This is a genomic window from Bacillus sp. CFBP9009, from assembly GCF_036541465.1.
Taxonomy (GTDB): Bacteria; Bacillota; Bacilli; order Bacillales; family DSM-1321; genus Peribacillus.
In genome coordinates this window covers 1-17,583 of the sequence record NZ_JAZHFU010000006.1, presented here as the reverse complement: position 1 = coordinate 17,583, position 17,583 = coordinate 1, and the positions used below count along the sequence as shown (strand labels likewise).

The window sequence follows — 17,583 nt, the reverse complement described above, 5'->3', positions numbered from 1 at the left end:
TTTGACTAGACCTGCTAGAATAATATTTTTGATAGATATACGACCATCGTTACCGTTATGCTGCTGAATAAAGTCGACATCAAGACTGCCTGTGCCGCATACTCCGGATGGTTGTCATATTCCAAAGCGAATAATGCGCTGTTTCTTGATGTGGGAAATGAGCTTGCGATAAACAACCCTTGGGCGACAGTTCCTTCCAAGCCCAGCATGATGATGATCAGGAAGGCGATGGATGGTGAAAGGATCAACCTTCCAACCAAGCTAAGGATAAGCGGAAGCGGGAAATGCGTCATTTTCAAATAGGCACTCTGTGCACCCAATGTAATCAGGGCGATGGCTATGAAGGCACTCGCGATATTATCAATCGGGGTCCATAAGAACAGAGGAATGTCGAAAGAAGCTGCCTGTAATAGAAAACCGAGTAATAAAGCATAAATGACTGGATTCTTCAAGAACTCGCGAATGGCCCCTTTTGCACTTTTTGTATGGACGGAAACGGAATTCATCAATCCATAGGTATAGGTCAAGAGGTTTTGAAAAATGATCACGATGACTTGGATCGACAGCCCAAGAGGATTTCCGTGAAAAACCATCTGGCTGACGGGTAACCCGAAATTGGCTGAGTTATTCAGGACTACACTATTTTTAAACGTGGCCGAAAGGCTTTGATCAAACCTGGCAAGTTTAGCAATCACTGTACTCACGATGATGAGGCTTACTGCTTGAAGAGCAAGGAAGCTGAATATCTGGACGATCATCCCCCCGCCCATTTTACTTTGATAGATATTAATAAAGCTAATGGCCGGCATAAGCAGGAAGTGATTCAATTTAGACAGCGTATTCATATCCAACTTGAATTTACGATGCAGAATGGCCCCCGCCCCTATGAGGAAAAAGACCGGCACAATGACATTCAATACGATCAGAAACAGGACACTCACTTGACTTCCTCTCCATTCCTTAGGCAATTCCTGATGATTTACATCTCCATCTATCATAATGCCGGGATAACCATAATTAAAATACAAATAAATTATCGTTATCCATTCGAAAAAGGAATGATAAAAAAGCACAGAGGTTTCTGCGCTTCCAGTTAAATATCCCTCATGAAATCGACGCCTTTGACAAATTCGACAAACTCCTTGACCAGCTTTAATTCCAGCGACTTTTCATGATATAACATCCACGTATTCCTGATAAGGGGATTACCTTGCTTATCCTTAAGGTCCATTTGACGGAGATTTTGGTCCTTCTCCAATAAAACACTGGGGAGGATGCCATATCCCAGGCCATTCCTGACCATTTCTTTGCATGTATCACCTTTGTCCACTTCCATCCCCACCAAAGGAGGTCCAGAAAAATTGTCTCTCCACCAATTATCGATCATTGTTTTCAAAAGAGTATCTGTCCCATAATCGATCCTCGGCAAAAAAGGCAGGTTCCGGACTTCGATTTCTTCCTTGGAAGCAATACAAATCGTTTCCTCAAAAAGATGATGCCTTGATCCTGACCATTGATAGTCCCCACGAACGATCCCGACATGCACTTCTTCCTTGTAAATGAGGTTCAGCACTTCTTTACTCCATCCAGTTGTCACATGAAAATCCACTTTAGGATATCGCTCACGAAATATTTTCAGCAGGCCTGGCAATTTATGCAGCGTAATATAGTTGGAAACACCCAGCCGTAATGTTCCACTGATTTCCTGACCCATATTGAATGCTGTCTCTTTTATCTGCCGGAGCCTGATCAGCATCTCATCTGCACAGATGGCCAAATATTCCCCTTGAGGCGTGAACTGCACTCCCCTTGTTCCCCGCTCCACAATCTTTAGATTGAATTCCTTCTCTATTTGTTGAATCCGTTTCGTTAAAGAAGGTTGCGAGATATATAAACTTTGCGCCGTTTTAGTAATATTCTTGTGTTCATGCAACACCTTTAAAATATGCCAATCCCTTTCATTCATAACCCTTCCCCCGATACGCATTTCCTTGAATGTTTTATCCAAACTGTACCACAAAAGGCCTGTTGGATATATCCTTTTACAAGTACACAAAAAGCCCAAACCATGTTGGCAAGGACTTTCCGATAAGTACCTTTTAAGCGAATGATGCTCATTCATTCAATTGAATTCTTTCAGGGCATGTGTAGATATTCAGTGAATCATTACGAATGAATCCGACCGTGGTGATTCCCAATCCTTCAGCCAACTCCAAGGCCAATTCGGTTGGAGCGGATTTCGAGAGTATCAGTTCACAGCCGATTTTCGCCACCTTCAAGAGAATTTCCGATGATATCCGGCCGCTGAACACGATAGCTTTTCCTTCTATCGAAATACCATTTTTCAGGCAATAGCCGTATATTTTGTCCAATGCGTTATGCCGTCCGATGTCCATCCTGCTTAATACGAGGCCATCGACATCACATAAAGCGGCATTGTGGACTCCGCCTGTGTTCTGGAAGGTGACGGCAGAATTTTGTAAATCCTTCATCAAGCGGAAGCAGTCATCAGGAGTCAGTTTCACCGAAACATTATCCATTTTCTTGGCAGTCAATGCATCATTTACAAAGACGAAACCTTGTCTGCTCATTCCGCAGCATGATGTAATATACCTCTTATTCTGAAAATTCTGGAAGTAAGGATTCACTTTATCTGTCTTCACATGAACAAAGCCTTCTTTTTCCTGGACCCAGATTTCTTTTATCTCATCATATTTTTTGATGATGCCTTCCGAAGCCAAATAACCAATCACCATATCCTCGATGTATTCGGGTGTACAAACCATCGTGACGAATTCCTGGCCATTTATTTTGACAGTAACGGGATGCTCCGTTACGATCGCATCTTCCGTCCGCTCGATGTTACCTTTGGTTATCCGGATGATGTCCCTCTTGATTTCAATCGCTTTCATGCTCCCACTCCTTTTAATATCCAGGAGCCAATTGACCAATATGTAGGAACATGGTCAATGCCCGTTGAGTTTGTCCGCTATATTCTTATCAAAAACGAATACGGAAATCGCTATGTTCTCTTTGATTTTGATGTCTGAAAACAAATGGAGCAGTTTAGCTCCAACCAGTTCTTCCATTCCATCAGGAGGACTCTCCGAATACACATCCTGAACCATTTTGGTTCGTGCAGAATGGACCATATCCCTTCCTTCCTCCGATCTTGATATGAACATTTCCGTTGGAGTCAAATTCCCATATAACGTAGAAACGGCCATATTTTCCACGAAAACCGTGTGTATGCGTTCTGGTCCTTTACCGAATAGTTCCTTGCGCAGCTTACGAATCATATCATTGAATTCATGGATAACTTTTGACACCGTTGCGTCACTCCAATTCAAGAAAATTAAGTTCTCAATTTTCTTATCATAAATCAATGCGAAGAAAAACGAAAGGAATTTGGGAATGATACCCTCTTTCCAGGATTGTTTCTTTTAATAATTAAAGGTATAATATCAATGATGAAAGTTGGGAGCATAATAGTGTACTGTTGTGTCCTATCTTTTTTAAAATTATCCATTATGGTATGGATTGGTATATTGGCAAGCTTTGCTATTAAACTATTCCACCATGACCTACATTTCCGTTCAGAGACGGAGGTGTAATCATGGTGGTTTTTTTGCGTCTTTTTGGCTATAAAAGGGGGAAATATAATGAGCGATTCAAACATCACCATCAAAATCAACGGGAAGGATTATACCGCTAATGAAGGAGCGACAATACTGGAGGTCATCAACCAAAATGAGATGGCTCACCCACAGATTTGTTATGTTCCTGAAGTGGATCCGATCCAAACATGCGACACATGCATCGTCGAGGTTAATGGGAAACTCGTCCGATCATGTTCGACAAAAGCAGTGAGCGGCATGGATATAGCCTTGGACTCAAGCAAGGCAAAAGAAGCCCAGACCGAGGCCATGGACCGGATCCTGGAAAACCATTCTTTATACTGTACTGTATGTGATAATAATAACGGAAATTGCAAACTGCATAACACAGCAGAATTAATGGAAATTGAACACCAAAAATATCCTTACACACCGAAAGTGGAATTGGGTGCCGTCGATATGTCCCATCCATTTTACCGCTACGATGCCAATCAATGCATCGCATGCGGGCAATGTGTTGAAGTCTGCCAAAACCTTCAGGTCAACGAGACGCTGTCCATCGACTGGGAAGCAGAACGCCCTCGGGTAATCTGGGATGAAGGAACGGAAATCAATAACTCATCTTGTGTAGGCTGCGGACAGTGTGTAACCATTTGTCCATGTAATGCATTAATGGAAAAATCGATGCTGGGTGAGGCTGGTTTCATGTCAGGTTTGAAAAACGATATGCTTGAACCAATGATTGACCTTGTCAAAGAAGTGGAGCCTGGATACAGCGGGATTTTTGCCATTTCGGAAATTGAAGCGGCAATGCGTGATACACGAACGAAGAAGACAAAAACGGTCTGTACGTTCTGTGGGGTAGGATGCACATTCGAAGTCTGGACAAAAGGCCGTAAAATCCTTAAAATCCAACCTACTCATGAAGCACCCGTCAATGCGATATCCACATGTGTCAAAGGGAAATTCGGTTGGGACTTCGTAAACTCGGAAAAACGTTTGACAAAGCCCCTGATTCGGAAAAATGGAAGATTCGTTGAATCAAGCTGGGATGAAGCACTTGATTTGGTTGCATCCAGACTCGGTTCGATCAAACAGCAATACGGCGGAAATTCAGTAGGCTTCATTTCCTCTTCCAAGATCACGAATGAAGAAAACTATGTAATTCAAAAACTGGCACGGCAAATGTTCGAAACGAATAACGTCGACAATTGCTCTCGTTACTGTCAATCGCCGGCAACAGACGGACTGTTCCGTACAGTCGGCATGGGCGGAGATGCTGGTACGATCAAAGATATCGCCGCAGCTGGTCTTGTCATCATCGTTGGGGCTAACCCGGCAGAAGGCCACCCCGTACTCGCGACACGCGTTAAACGGGCTCACAAGCTTCACGGTCAAAAACTGATCGTAGCTGACATCCGCAAAAACGAAATGGCCGAGCGTTCCGACATCCATATCAGTCCAAAACAAGGAACAGACCAAGTTTGGTTGATGGCGGTTACAAAATATATGATCGATCAAGGCTGGCATGATCAAGAATTCATCAATGAAAATGTTAACTTCTTCGACGATTATAAAGAAGTACTTGAGAAATACACCCTGGAATATGCAGAAACACACACAGGTATTTCAAAAGAAACATTGATCCAAATAGCTAAGACCATTCGCGATGCAGATGGAACATGCATTCTTTGGGGAATGGGAGTTACACAAAACACCGGTGCTTCCGATACTTCGGCTGCAATTTCCAACCTGCTATTAGCTACAGGTAACTACCGTCGCCCAGGGGCGGGAGCTTATCCGCTTCGCGGCCATAACAATGTACAGGGCGCTTGCGATATGGGCACCCTTCCAACATGGCTCCCGGGATATCAGCATGTTACCGATGACGCGGCACGTGCTAAATTCGAAAAAGCTTATGGAGTGAAAATCGATGGTAAACCAGGCATGAACAATATTGAAATGCTTAAAGCGATAGAAAAAGGCGACATGAAAGCCATGTATCTTGTAGGTGAAGATATGGCACTTGTTGATGCGGATGCAAACCATGTTGATAAAGTGTTATCCGGATTGGATTTCTTTGTTGTCCAGGATATTTTCCTTTCAAGGACAGCCCAATATGCCGACGTGGTATTGCCCGGAGCTCCATCTCTTGAAAAAGACGGAACGTTCACCAATACGGAGCGCCGTGTACAGCGTTTATATAAAGCCCTTCCCACTATGGGAGATTCTAAGGCGGACTGGGAAATCACTCAAGAGATCGCAAACCGCTTAGGTGCAAATTGGAACTACACTCACCCTAGTGAAATCTATGATGAAATGGCAAGCCTGTCACCGATATTCAGCCAAGCGAATTACGAGGTGCTGGAAGGATGGAACAGCTTCCTGTGGGGAAGCCATGATGGATCAAGCACGCCGCTTCTTTATGTGGATGGCTTCAACTTCCCTGATAAGAAAGCGCGCTTTGCACTGGCTGACTGGGTGGAGCCGCATAAATTCCCGAAAGAATATGACCTTCATATCAATAATGGACGTATGCTGGAGCATTTCCATGAAGGCAATATGACGAATAAATCCAATGGAATCCAATCGAAAGTACCTGATATTTTCGTTGAGGTTTCACCAGAACTTGCCAAAGAACGTAAAGTCAGTGATGGCGGACTCGTTCGCTTAGTGTCTCCATTCGGGGCCGTTAAGTTAAAAGCCCTGATCACAGACCGCGTTAAAAATAATGAGCTATTTTTACCGATGAACTCCGTTGATAAAGACTCTGCCATTAACTTCCTGACTGGTCCTATCTATGATCAACGCACAAGCACGCCTGCTTACAAACAGACGATGGTCCGCATGGAAGTATTAAGCGCAAGCGGGGATATCCCATTACCGGGTACCAATCCACGGAACAAAAAACGCCATCCTAAAAATGGTGTCGAGGTTGAACGTAAGTGGGCCCGTCCAGGGTATGTTCACTTAACGGATAAATAAAAAAGGAGGGTGAAGATCATGGCAGCTCCTATTACGGAAATCCATAATCCCATTACTGAGGAAGAAGTAAAGCTACAAAAGCTGGAAGAACTTAAAACGCTGATCACCAATAATGAAGATGCCTTAAATAATATGTTTAAAATCGTCAATGAACTGAATGACTCGGGAGTATTCGAAGCCGCGACCTCCATGCTCCAAGGAAAAGAACAAATTGCCAAAATCGCACTTCAACAAGTCACAAGACAACCTGTAACAAACCTGATCAATACCCTTATGGGAGCAACAGGAGCCTTGATGAACGCCGATGCCTCACAATCCACGAAACTGCTTAACAGTGCACTTGCAGGAATCGATGAAGGAAACAAATTCCTTCAGGCCGATAAAAAGATCGGCGTTTTGGATTTAATGAAAACATTGAATGACCCAGACATAAACCGGGCGATCGGCTTTGGCGTCCACTTCCTAAAGGGAATGGGCAAGGAATTAAAAGAATAGAATCGGATCAAAGACTCAAGAGAAGCTTCTTTTGAGTCTTTTTTCTATCATATGGCTTATAGCTGCAAAACTGCTGAAAGTGCAGCGTATTGGATAAGATTAGCATTGGAGTGGATGATTTAATGAATCAAGAAGAAAAAATTAAGGAATTAGAATACGAATTGTTTTTATTGAAGCATGCATTTTTTAAATTACATGATAGTATGGCCCGAATTTAAAGTCTGGGTATTATGAGTTATTATCACATGGCTTTACAGAGTAAGAGGTCAGTAAGTTAGATAGATTTTTCATGTCGGTTTACGGCACAAAAAATTATCCCACAAAGGAAGAAATAAGAAAAAAATGGCGGATATAAAAAATATGGAAATTGAAGAATTACATATTGCCTCAGGAAAAAAATCTTATTAGCGTATCAAGCTGATGGGGTTTTTCCAGTAATAGATATTATTCTGCAGGATTTCCAAAATGTTGATGTGAATATAGAGAAATGATTTAAGATCACTCATCAAAATACAGGCTGTACACCCTCCCCTTATTCACACCACGGCTTGTCAGATTCAATGATTGCAAGATTCTCGTTGCACTGGATGAAGAGGAAATGTTTAAAAAATCCCGCAACTGCCGATTCGTTATAGTTGTGCCTATTAGATAAAAATAATCTCGTAAAGCCTGGATATGTGCAGTTTTACTGGAGAGTTGGCATTGATTGCAAAGCCATGTGCCATGCCTTCTAAATAACTTATTGCCCTTACAATTCTCACAAATCACTCCTTTAATTAGGTCCTTTTCGGTAAGGTTGTATCGTTCCAGAATGGAAAAGTCCGCATCGATGTGGTGTTTATTCATTACGCGAATTGCTTTCTTCAAATCTTTCTCACTAAAACTGGATTCAGTTATGGAATGCTCCATTTGACTAATTTTAGCGGGAAGTACATCGCGATGGATTACTTTATAGTGGAGTTCATGGTTTTCAGGAGCTGTACGGATGATTGTTTGGGGATTACTGATGACAATCAATGAAAGGATGGGCAGTGAGGGAAAACCGTTTTTCAAGAACCAATTGGTCAATTGTGATTCCTGGCGGCTGACTTGTATGATGGGATCAGGAAATGCCGTTTCTTTTCCTTCTATCGTTCGAATGAGCTGATTGAAATGCGGATCAAAATAGATCGCCCCTGCAATGTTCTTCACTTCAATGATAAGCGCATATTTCTTGGAGATTAATAAGGTATCCAGCTGAAAAAATCGTGTTCGATCCTGCAGCCTTAAATCGTGAAAGATGAAATAGCTTTTCGGTTCAAGAAAGCCTAATGGAAAATCAATGGAACATTCCCCTTTATAGCCCGCTTCCCTTTTTTTGAGATCGTTCATGATTAAGGGGATTTTAGGGTGATTCGGAGGAAGCCTGCACGCTAATGCACGTAATTTACGGATGGCAAGAGGAACTTTTCGCTTTTTTACAATCAATTTCATCGCTCCAATCTTGGTTTCTCCCAAAGGATTCTACAGCAAATGATGGAAATTGTACAATTTATCTGCGAAATTGGGAATATATCTTCGAAAATGAAGATATATCAACGAAAAATCCTCATTTATCTGCGAATTATACGATTTATCGATTTTTCGACAAAAACGACGAAAAAAAACCAAATAAAAAACCACCAATATATGTATTGGTGGAGACGGTGGGAGTCGAACCCACGTCCAGACATAACGGCACTTAAGCTTCTACGAGTGTAGTCGATATATTCGCATTTCGCGAACTCATTAGCCTATCGACAGGCGGCAGAGCAGCTAGTCTGATTGGTCTCTTCCTTCATCCTCAGACGGTGGATTCCGGCGTATCCCACTTAGAGTGAGTCCCTTACCCTACCACGTGGGCCATGGAGGGAGGAACAGCTATCGACTGTTATTAAGCAGCGAAAGCTAGGTTGTTGTTTTGTTTGCCAGTTATAGGCGTTGACGTTTTAACGAGGCCGATCCCCTCGACTCGCAACTTAAGCTCGAACTATCCCTGTCGAATCCGTAACGTCCCCATGATAGAAATGGAGCGTACGAGAGAAGAATAGTCAGCAAGTTGGCTGATATTCAATTGTCATCGGTACAGGATTAATTATAACAGATTGGTTCAAAAAATCAATTGTAAGGTCTTGGCAATTCTACATCTTCTGCCGATCACGGAAAGCACGTTCAATATCACGCTTCGCTTCCTTCTTCTTCAGGTCTTCACGCTTGTCATATTGCTTCTTCCCTTTACCGAGTCCGATCAAAACCTTGGCAAAGCCATTTTTCAAATACATTTTCAACGGTACGATGGTGTAACCTGTTTCCTTTGTCACACCGATCAGTTTACTGATTTCTTTTTTATGCAAAAGAAGTTTCCGTGTCCGCAACGGGTCATGGTTAAACTGGTTTCCCTGCTCATAAGGGCTGACGTGCATATTATGAAGATAAATTTCGCCATTTTCTATTTTAGCGAAGGCATCCTTCAAATTCACTCGGGCCGCACGGATTGCCTTGATTTCGGTCCCCTTCAAAACGATTCCGGCTTCAAACGTTTGTTCAATAAAGAAATCATGATAAGCTTTTTTATTTTGTGCTAGTTGTTTACCTGAGCCTTTTGGCATCTAACTCTCCCCTTTTTACATCCAATCGCGGCAAGAGGATGAAAGAATCATCCCCCCGCCTCAATCTTTATCTCTTTTTTGGTTTTCTCTTGCGCTTGGCAGCTGGCGCATTTTCAAAGAATTTTTTCTTCTTTTTCGGTTTTCTCCCAGTAGAAGGCGAATCTCCATTACGGCCGCCGCCTTTTCCTTCATTACGTCCTCCATTGCCGCCACGGCCGCGTTTACGTTCACCTGAATTGGCTTTGAATATTTTCTTCTCGCCAGATGGACGCGGACGGCTTACCTTCATGCCGATAATTTCAAAATCGATGGCGCGTTCCTCTTTATTGACGTTGGAAACACGTACGTCGATCTCATCGCCAATCCGGAACACATTACCGGTACGTTCCCCGATCATTGCAAGCTGACGCTCATCGAAGCGGTAATAATCATCCGTCATGAAGCTGACATGGACAAGTCCTTCAATGGTGTTCGGCAGCTCGACGAACATCCCGAAATTCGTGACCGAACCAATGATCCCGGTATACTCTTCGCCGATTTTATCCAGCATATATTCCGCTTTCTTCAGATCATCCGTTTCCCGTTCAGCATCGACTGAGCGACGTTCACGTTTCGATGTATGATCGGCAATCTCAGGTAAATTGGCATTCCATTTCTCCTTTGTAGCTTCATCCATTTTACCTTCCACCAAGTAGGTCCTGATCAACCTGTGCACGATCAAATCCGGGTAACGGCGAATCGGCGATGTGAAATGTGTATAAAACTCAGCAGATAAACCAAAGTGACCTAAGCTCTCCGGATCATATTTCGCCTGTTGCATGGAACGAAGCATGACGGTGGATATGACCGTTTCTTCCGGTTTACCGGCAACCGCCTCAATGATTTCCTGTAACGCCTTAGGATGAACGTCATTGGCAGATCCCCGGACAATATATCCGAAGTTCGTAATGAATTCAAAGAAACGCTGCAGTTTTTCCGGCTTGGGATCTTCATGAATACGGTAAATAAACGGTACGTCAAGACGGTGGAAATGCTCAGCAACGGTTTCATTAGCCGCAAGCATGAACTCTTCAATCAGCTTTTCGGCAACCGACCTTTCACGTAAAACCACATCAGTCGGATGGCCTTCTTCATCAACGATGACTCTCGCTTCATTGAAATCAAAGTCAATCGCACCACGGTTCATCCGGTTCTTGCGAAGGATGGCAGCTAACTTCTCCATGTCCTGGAACATCGGCACCAACGCTTCATAGCGTTCGAGCTGTTCTTCATCTTTATCGACAAGGATTTTGTTCACATTTCCATATGTCATACGTTCCGTCGTCTTAATGACACTTTCAAAAATCTCATGGTTGACGACTTTGCCATCTGGCGTGATTTCCATTTCACAAGAGAGTGTAAAGCGATCGACTTGTGGGTTCAAGGAACAAATGCCATTCGATAAACGATGCGGGATCATCGGGATGACCCTGTCCACCAAATAAACGCTCGTCCCTCTTTCCAAGGCTTCCTTATCGATTGGTGATCCTTCCTTCACATAATGGCTGACATCAGCAATATGAACACCCAGCTTATAATTGCCATTTTCAAGTTTGGAAACAGTGACGGCATCATCCAGGTCCTTTGCATCCGCTCCATCAATCGTGACCAAAACATCATTGCGCAAATCCCTGCGGCTTCCAATTTCACTTTCTTGAATGGTATCCGAAACGGCATTGGCTTGTTCCATGACGTCATCCGGGAACTCCATTGGCAAACCATATTTATGGATCACGGAAAGAATATCTACACCAGGATCATTTTTATGTCCAAGAATCTCAATGACTTCACCTTCGGCACTAATGCGTCCTTCAGGATAAGAAGTAAGCTTGACGACAACCTTATGGCCCTCTACCGCTCCATGTGAAGCATGCTGCGGAATGAAAATATCGTTTGCGATCTTTTTATCATCAGGGATGACGAAACCAAAACTTTTACTTTCGGAGTATGTACCGACCACTTGTGTAATACCGCGTTCAAGAATTCTGATGACCGTGCCTTCTTGCCTTGAGCCCGATGTTTCCGAAGATACTCGTACCATGACGACATCTCCATGCATCGCTGTGCCCGTTTCATTCGGCGGAATGAAAATATCATCCATTCCTGGGTTATCTTCAGGTGTGACAAAGGCAAATCCCTTAGCGTGTCCCGTTAATTTACCGCGGAACAAATTCATTTTTTGCGGCAGCCCATAACGATTGCTCCTCGTTCTGACCACCAATCCCTTTTCTTCCATCTTTACTAAAGCCTTAACGAAATTCTTAAAATCTGCCGAGTCTTCGATTTTCAAAGCCTCTTCCAGTTCTTGTACCGTTAACGGCTTATACGCTTCATCCGTCATGTATGTCAGAAGCTTATTAATATGTTCTTGAATGTTATCTTCCATGAAAACCCTCCTATTCAGGGTATATTTTTGTTATTCGGCCCAATCCAGACTTTCTAAAAATTCCAATACATCTTCATGCAGCTGGTCCTTTTCTTTATCAAGAGTTATGACATGACCGGATTCTTCATACCACTTGATTTTTTTGACCGGTGATTCAATGGCATCAATAATAATATCGGCACTTTTTGGATTGATAACATCATCATGCCGACCCTGCACCACAAATGTTGGTGCGTATATAAGGTCGACGTGCTCTCGTACATCCGTTATCAATTCCTGAAGGGCTTTCAATGTATTCATCGGTTTATCGGCAAGGAGGTCCATTTCAAGCTCTATTTGCTCTTGAGTTTTTCCTTCATACTTCTTAAATTCTCTGGCGTACTCCAATACTCCTTTAAACATCATTTCTTCACTTTTGATATACATAGGCGCACACATTGATACGATACCCTTTATAGGTACAGTGTAACCTAATTTAAGAGAAAATACGCCTCCTAATGATAGTCCGGCAACAGCAATTTCTTCATGGCCTTTGCTTTTCAGGAAATCGTAGGCCATCATGACATCTTTCCACCAATCTTCCGGACCCGTTTTCACCAGCTCCTCTGGGGGAACGCCATGCCCTTTATAGTGCGGGGCATGGCAGGTGTATCCCTGTTTCTCCAAGTAACGCCCTAGCATCCGTACATCCGCTGAATTCCCCGTAAATCCATGCAATAGTAAGACAGCTCTTTTTCCGCCTTCAAAAGTAAAGGGCTGCTGCAGCTTTATTTTCATGATCTTAAGCTCCTTTATCAGTAAATAGAATTTAAAAACATCCCTATCCTATAATTAAGTACTAAAATCACTATATCTATTCATGTAACTATTGTGCAAAGAAAAAAGTCTAGCTATTTAGCTAGACTCATTTTTGATCCATTACACATCAAAATATGCAACAAGTAAAGTTAAAGCAAAGAATAAAATCGCCAATACTATTGTCGCACGATGTAAAACCAGGTCCAAACCGCGAGCCTTTTGCTTTCCGAATAGCTGCTCAGCACCGCCGGCAATCGCACCTGATAAACCTGCACTCTTACCTGATTGAAGCAATACCGTCACAATGAGGGCGATACTGACAATCACTAAAAGCGTTATGAGAAATGCATGCATGCAATTACACCTCCTGAAGAACCAATAAACAATTACTTTAACTTTACCACACCCAATAAATATCCACAATCTTTGTTATACTATGATGGTAAGAATTCCTAAAAACCCATAGTCATTTATTTTCTTTTTGAATCAAAGTTTGAGATAATTTGCATAAATAGAGAAAGAGGTGTCAACATGTTTAAGTCCATACTCCGGATTCTTGATCTCCTGACCATCCTATTCTCGGCGGTTGCCGGCTATTCTTTATGGACAGGCGGAAGCAATTTTATCAGTGTCCTATTAATCATCCTATCACCGCTTTTATTGCTGCTGGCAAAGTATCACGGAAATCGATACTTATTATTTGCTGCATATATCACGACAACCGTTTATTTTACTGCTATTATTTATAATGGACTTTCCAATAGCGGTACTGACTTTTTCCAATCAAGCTTCAATGTCCTCCTGATCGGGGCAGCAGCCGCCTTGCTGAGCGTCATAGCGGCGGTCATTGGGTTTGGGACCAATACTCTTACGATTCTTTGGTTATCGCTTCACGCCCTTGTCACATTCGAGACAATCAGGATGTCATCTGGTTTCCTATCGAGCTTTTGGTCTGATCCCGTCGTGGAAACCGCAATCCGTAACGATTATCCATTTTTATTGATGGTTGTCTGGATTGGCTTATTTCTTGATAAATATCAAAGTGAATTAACAAGGGATTACTTATCACGATAATTTTTCAAAACTACTTTTATTGGAAATCTTATATTAAAAGCAAGGGGCCTTTCATATGTTAAAACCTATATTTGCAGCAACTGCTCTATCATCTTTCATTCTGATGGCTGGCTGTTCATCCGACCTGACAAGCGAGCATGAAAAAGAGCAAAAAGAAGAACAACCGAGCTCCCAGGATACGGAGACGGAAACTGAAACCGACAAGAATAATGATTCAAAAGAATCGGCCCAACGCCAGGTGGAAGTTGATGAAACGGCTAAACCCGCACAGGCTGGCCTTCAGACGTTAGCCAATCCGGAAAGCATACCTGTACTTGTCAATAAGCAATACAGCCTGCCTGAAGATTACAAACCTGATGACCTTATCTATCCAAAAGTGGATTTCATCTTTGAAGATAAAATCGAAAAAAGAATGATGCGGGAAGAAGCGGGAAAGGCTCTTGAATTGATGTTCCAAGCTGCCGAAAAAGACAATATGCACTTTGCCGGCGTTTCCGCTTACCGCTCACACCAAACACAAATCACGGTCTTTAATAACTATGTGGCTAAGGACGGGGAAGAAAAAGCGAAAACCTACAGTGCAATGCCTGGGACAAGCGAGCATGAAACGGGCCTGGCGATTGATGTCACGACCCACGATGGTGCGTGCGCTGCCCAAGACTGCTTCGGTGATACGAATGAAGCGGCCTGGCTTGCTGAACATGCACATGAATACGGATTTATCATCCGCTACCCTGAAGGCAAGGAAAACATCACAGGTTATAAATACGAACCATGGCACATCCGCTATGTTGGTGTCGATACCGCAACTGAAATCTTTGAAGCGAAGATTACATTAGAAGAATACTATAATGCCGTACCAGTGGAAGCTGTATCGAATAAATAAAAAAAAGGTGCCCGGATGCGGCACCTTTTTTTATTAATCAAACGTTTGATTAAATCCTTTCATCTCCAACCAAGCCGGAATCGGTGACTAGTTTATAGGCATAAAAAACTCCTATTCCATGTGGATGGCCACATGGAATAGGAGGAGAAATTACTGTAATCGATTCTAGTCAGAAATTACTTCTTCAAGTTATAGAAAGATTTCAAGCCGCCATATACAGCCAAGTCACCAAGCTGGTCTTCGATGCGAAGAAGTTGGTTGTATTTAGCGATACGGTCTGTACGGGACATGGAAATCCAATAAAAACATGATTATATCAACGTTCATTATTTTTTTCTTCCTATTATATATGTAGTTGTATTACTTAACTCGGACAAAGCTATCTTTATCAACTCAAGCTAAGTACAACTTAAATCAAAATATATCATAACTTTGATATTACAATAACCAAAAAGAGGTAAAATGGCATTTGAATTAATAAATAACTTAGATATCAAAGCGGAGAAATCAGAACTCGTTAACCAATCACTGTTGTATCTCCATTGCCATGACCGTAGCCTTCTTCCGCAGCTATTGCATCTTCTTTAGTTACATGAACCGTACCCAATGGATGTTGTGGAGGAGCATATATCGAGTAAAGTTTTAAAGGGGTATTACCTGTATTGGTTACATTGTGCCATGTTCCTGCAGGTATCATAATGGCAGAATCATCATAAACGTTTCTTACAAAGTCTAAATTATCCTTTTTCTTGCCCATTTGAACAATCCCTTGACCTTCTTCAATACGTAAAAATTGGTCAACGTTAGGGTGAATTTCTAAACCAATATCTTCACCAACATTAAGACTCATCAATGTAACTTGCAAATGTTTTCCTGTCCATAAAGCGGTACGATAGGTAGTGTTTTGCTTCGTAGCCTCATTGATATTCACTACAAATGGTTTCGGTCCATAATCTTTTACCTCAATTTTATTTCTGCCATGAAAAGTTCTTTCAAGACCTCTTTCAAAGGCTGCGAGATGATTAAGTGATGCGTTACGTAATTGTGTAAAGATATTTCTCACATCGGTAGGAATATCAAATGTTAAGAACCTTTCATACATAGAGATATTGTCTATTTCCCCTTGAACGCCAGCAGCATATGCTGCCTTAATGTTTTCTGGAGTTGAAACGAATGACTGCGATATATTTTCAGGTAAAGGCACTTGATAACGTTCAAAAAGGGACAATAATGCATTTATATGTCTCATTTCCGCTTCTTTTATTTGTGCAAATGTACGAATATATCCAAAGGTTTCTAAAATATTATCATATCTTGCTTGTGCCAAATATTCGTCCTGAAGGGCATAAGTCAGCATTTGAGGTAAGGACAATGTGGAAGCACTTAATGCCCCTTTAGCACCGTAATTTTCAACTTGCCGATCGGTGTGCGTTACCTTTGGATTTATTGAAAAAAATAACAAAAACCATACAGCGTGATTTTGTTCGTCTGCTGCTGCACGTCGAAATCTTTCTTTAATAAAAGTATCCTGTGCCTTATCTGCTATATCTAAATAAAAATCAACGGCTTCTTGTTCATCTTTAAAGGCAAATTCGATTCCTGCTCTATACTTTTCAGGACATTCTTCAGTGATTTTATAAGTGGGCTGCCTACCTGTTAAATTTGTATAAATTCCGCTGAACTCTTCAAGATGACGTCTTTCATCTTTTTGAATCTCAAGTATTTTGTTCCTTTCATCCTGTGTAGGTGCAATATTGGCTAACTTTTCATAACAAGCAATAGCACTAAACTCCGCATTAATTGCTTTCTGAATATCGCTTGCTAATTGGGTGTCATTCGTTTGACGAAAATATCCATTATAATATGGATGATAATTATAGAAATCTTCATTTGAATACATTATTGATTGTCCTCCAGATGTTAAATAGTCAACTTATCATATGCTTTGTAAATAGGTGGGTGTGCAAGGACAAGGACATGGAGGGATTAGTTAGTTATATAGGAGGTCATAAAAGGTATTATATTTAGTTTGCACCCACGACTTCCGCTACATTGTTTTATACTGTCTTAGTCTAATAACACTCGTGAAGAGTTAGCTCTACAAACTCGAAGCATTAGACACGTTATGTTTCAATCTGTAGCAGACAATATAAAAGACGAGTTTTATTAACATGTGTATCTATCGATGAATTACTACCCAATGTTCAATCATTGGACTTGTTCCCTATTTCTTTTTGATATTGAATAAACTTCTTAATGTGCAAGGAGGAAACATCCTCAACATCTGAAATATCATGATGTGTTTCCAAGAAATTAATCAATTGACCGACATTATAATTGTACGTTTCAATCGTCCTCTTAGAGTAGTTCTTAATCTGCAAGTCAAATGTAAACTCCTTCAGCAAAGCTTTAATAAACATAAAAAAACCTCCTATTTAATGCGGATTTCCACATATAAATAGGAGGTTAAAAGAAATAAACTGTACGACAAAGTTCATGTTTTTGTATGACTTAATTCAAGTCCCTTGAATTTGCCTTGTACGACTAAATTCAACCACTTATAACATGAAGCAAAAGATTACTTCTTCAAGTTATAGAAAGATTTCAAGCCGCCATATACAGCCAAGTCACCAAGCTGGTCTTCGATGCGAAGAAGTTGGTTGTATTTAGCGATAC

At 41.6% G+C, this 17,583-nt stretch carries 16 protein-coding genes, 1 other RNA gene and 3 pseudogenes; 5 read left to right on the top strand and 15 right to left on the bottom strand.

Annotation, left to right across the window (positions count from 1 at the left end):
- Positions 1–14 precede the first annotated feature (14 nt).
- The 4 genes from V3595_RS16195 to V3595_RS16180 all read right to left on the bottom strand — a co-directional run bounded on the left by V3595_RS16195 (position 15) and on the right by V3595_RS16180 (position 3,329).
- Positions 15–941 carry an AEC family transporter gene (locus tag V3595_RS16195; protein WP_485908530.1) on the bottom strand — a complete coding sequence of 309 codons (927 nt, stop codon included), beginning with the start codon at positions 939–941 and terminating at the stop codon, positions 15–17.
- 152 nt (positions 942–1,093) lie between these two features.
- On the bottom strand, positions 1,094–1,966 hold the full coding sequence (locus tag V3595_RS16190) for a LysR family transcriptional regulator (protein ID WP_485908317.1): 873 nt from the start codon (positions 1,964–1,966) through the stop codon (positions 1,094–1,096).
- 148 nt (positions 1,967–2,114) lie between these two features.
- The gene (fdhD, locus tag V3595_RS16185) at positions 2,115–2,912 is read right to left on the bottom strand and encodes a formate dehydrogenase accessory sulfurtransferase FdhD (RefSeq protein ID WP_485908315.1); all 798 of its coding nucleotides are present in this window, start codon (positions 2,910–2,912) and stop codon (positions 2,115–2,117) included.
- A 54-nt stretch (positions 2,913–2,966) separates the two neighbouring features.
- The gene (locus V3595_RS16180) at positions 2,967–3,329 is read right to left on the bottom strand and encodes a Na-translocating system protein MpsC family protein (protein ID WP_095390832.1); all 363 of its coding nucleotides are present in this window, start codon (positions 3,327–3,329) and stop codon (positions 2,967–2,969) included.
- Between the two features lie 333 nt (positions 3,330–3,662).
- On the opposite strand from V3595_RS16180, the gene fdhF reads away from it, so the two are divergent.
- The 3 genes from fdhF (at position 3,663) to V3595_RS16165 (ending at position 7,315) form a co-directional block, all read left to right on the top strand.
- Positions 3,663–6,602, top strand: coding sequence for a formate dehydrogenase subunit alpha (fdhF, locus tag V3595_RS16175; RefSeq protein WP_485908313.1), 2,940 nt, complete (start codon positions 3,663–3,665; stop codon positions 6,600–6,602).
- Between the two features lie 18 nt (positions 6,603–6,620).
- Positions 6,621–7,097 carry a helical membrane plugin domain-containing protein gene (locus V3595_RS16170; RefSeq protein WP_485908311.1) on the top strand — a complete coding sequence of 159 codons (477 nt, stop codon included), beginning with the start codon at positions 6,621–6,623 and terminating at the stop codon, positions 7,095–7,097.
- 89 nt (positions 7,098–7,186) lie between these two features.
- Positions 7,187–7,315 (top strand): hypothetical protein, encoded by a 129-nt coding sequence (locus V3595_RS16165; RefSeq protein ID WP_485908309.1) that lies wholly within the window; start codon positions 7,187–7,189, stop codon positions 7,313–7,315.
- Positions 7,316–7,595: 280 nt separating this feature from the next.
- Here V3595_RS16165 and V3595_RS16160 read toward each other — a convergent pair whose 3' ends face one another.
- From V3595_RS16160 to secG, 6 genes are all read right to left on the bottom strand, one after another.
- Positions 7,596–8,564, bottom strand: a complete 969-nt coding sequence (locus V3595_RS16160; protein ID WP_485908308.1) for a nuclease-related domain-containing protein — start codon at positions 8,562–8,564, stop codon at positions 7,596–7,598.
- Between the two features lie 207 nt (positions 8,565–8,771).
- Positions 8,772–9,133: a transfer-messenger RNA gene (ssrA, locus tag V3595_RS16155) on the bottom strand.
- 123 nt (positions 9,134–9,256) lie between these two features.
- Complete coding sequence (gene smpB / locus V3595_RS16150) at positions 9,257–9,724, bottom strand: SsrA-binding protein SmpB (protein ID WP_485908306.1); 468 nt, start codon at positions 9,722–9,724, stop codon at positions 9,257–9,259.
- Between the two features lie 67 nt (positions 9,725–9,791).
- The gene (gene rnr / locus V3595_RS16145) at positions 9,792–12,149 is read right to left on the bottom strand and encodes a ribonuclease R (protein ID WP_485908304.1); all 2,358 of its coding nucleotides are present in this window, start codon (positions 12,147–12,149) and stop codon (positions 9,792–9,794) included.
- A 30-nt stretch (positions 12,150–12,179) separates the two neighbouring features.
- Positions 12,180–12,926, bottom strand: coding sequence for an alpha/beta hydrolase (locus V3595_RS16140; protein WP_101223705.1), 747 nt, complete (start codon positions 12,924–12,926; stop codon positions 12,180–12,182).
- A 141-nt stretch (positions 12,927–13,067) separates the two neighbouring features.
- Positions 13,068–13,301 carry a preprotein translocase subunit SecG gene (secG, locus tag V3595_RS16135; protein ID WP_034309999.1) on the bottom strand — a complete coding sequence of 78 codons (234 nt, stop codon included), beginning with the start codon at positions 13,299–13,301 and terminating at the stop codon, positions 13,068–13,070.
- Between the two features lie 177 nt (positions 13,302–13,478).
- Here secG and V3595_RS16130 point away from each other — a divergent pair, with 177 nt between their 5' ends.
- Together V3595_RS16130 and V3595_RS16125 are read left to right on the top strand one after the other, a co-directional pair.
- Entirely contained in the window at positions 13,479–14,021 is a 543-nt protein-coding gene (locus tag V3595_RS16130; RefSeq protein ID WP_485908302.1) for a hypothetical protein, read from the top strand.
- A gap of 55 nt (positions 14,022–14,076) precedes the next feature.
- Entirely contained in the window at positions 14,077–14,907 is an 831-nt protein-coding gene (locus tag V3595_RS16125) for a M15 family metallopeptidase (RefSeq protein ID WP_485908300.1), read from the top strand.
- A 176-nt stretch (positions 14,908–15,083) separates the two neighbouring features.
- Here V3595_RS16125 and V3595_RS16120 read toward each other — a convergent pair.
- The 5 genes and pseudogenes from V3595_RS16120 to V3595_RS16100 form a co-directional block, all read right to left on the bottom strand.
- Positions 15,084–15,200: pseudogene (locus tag V3595_RS16120) on the bottom strand (hypothetical protein); the annotation flags it as partial.
- Positions 15,201–15,424: 224 nt separating this feature from the next.
- Positions 15,425–15,868, bottom strand: a pseudogene (locus V3595_RS16115) (cupin domain-containing protein); the annotation flags it as partial.
- A 27-nt stretch (positions 15,869–15,895) separates the two neighbouring features.
- Positions 15,896–16,807: pseudogene (locus tag V3595_RS16110) on the bottom strand (ferritin family protein); the annotation flags it as partial.
- 304 nt (positions 16,808–17,111) lie between these two features.
- Complete coding sequence (locus V3595_RS16105) at positions 17,112–17,327, bottom strand: phage integrase N-terminal SAM-like domain-containing protein (RefSeq protein ID WP_485908298.1); 216 nt, start codon at positions 17,325–17,327, stop codon at positions 17,112–17,114.
- A 158-nt stretch (positions 17,328–17,485) separates the two neighbouring features.
- Positions 17,486–17,583, bottom strand: a 98-nt coding sequence (locus tag V3595_RS16100; RefSeq protein ID WP_485908529.1) for a hypothetical protein, incomplete at its 5' end; no start/stop codon positions are given.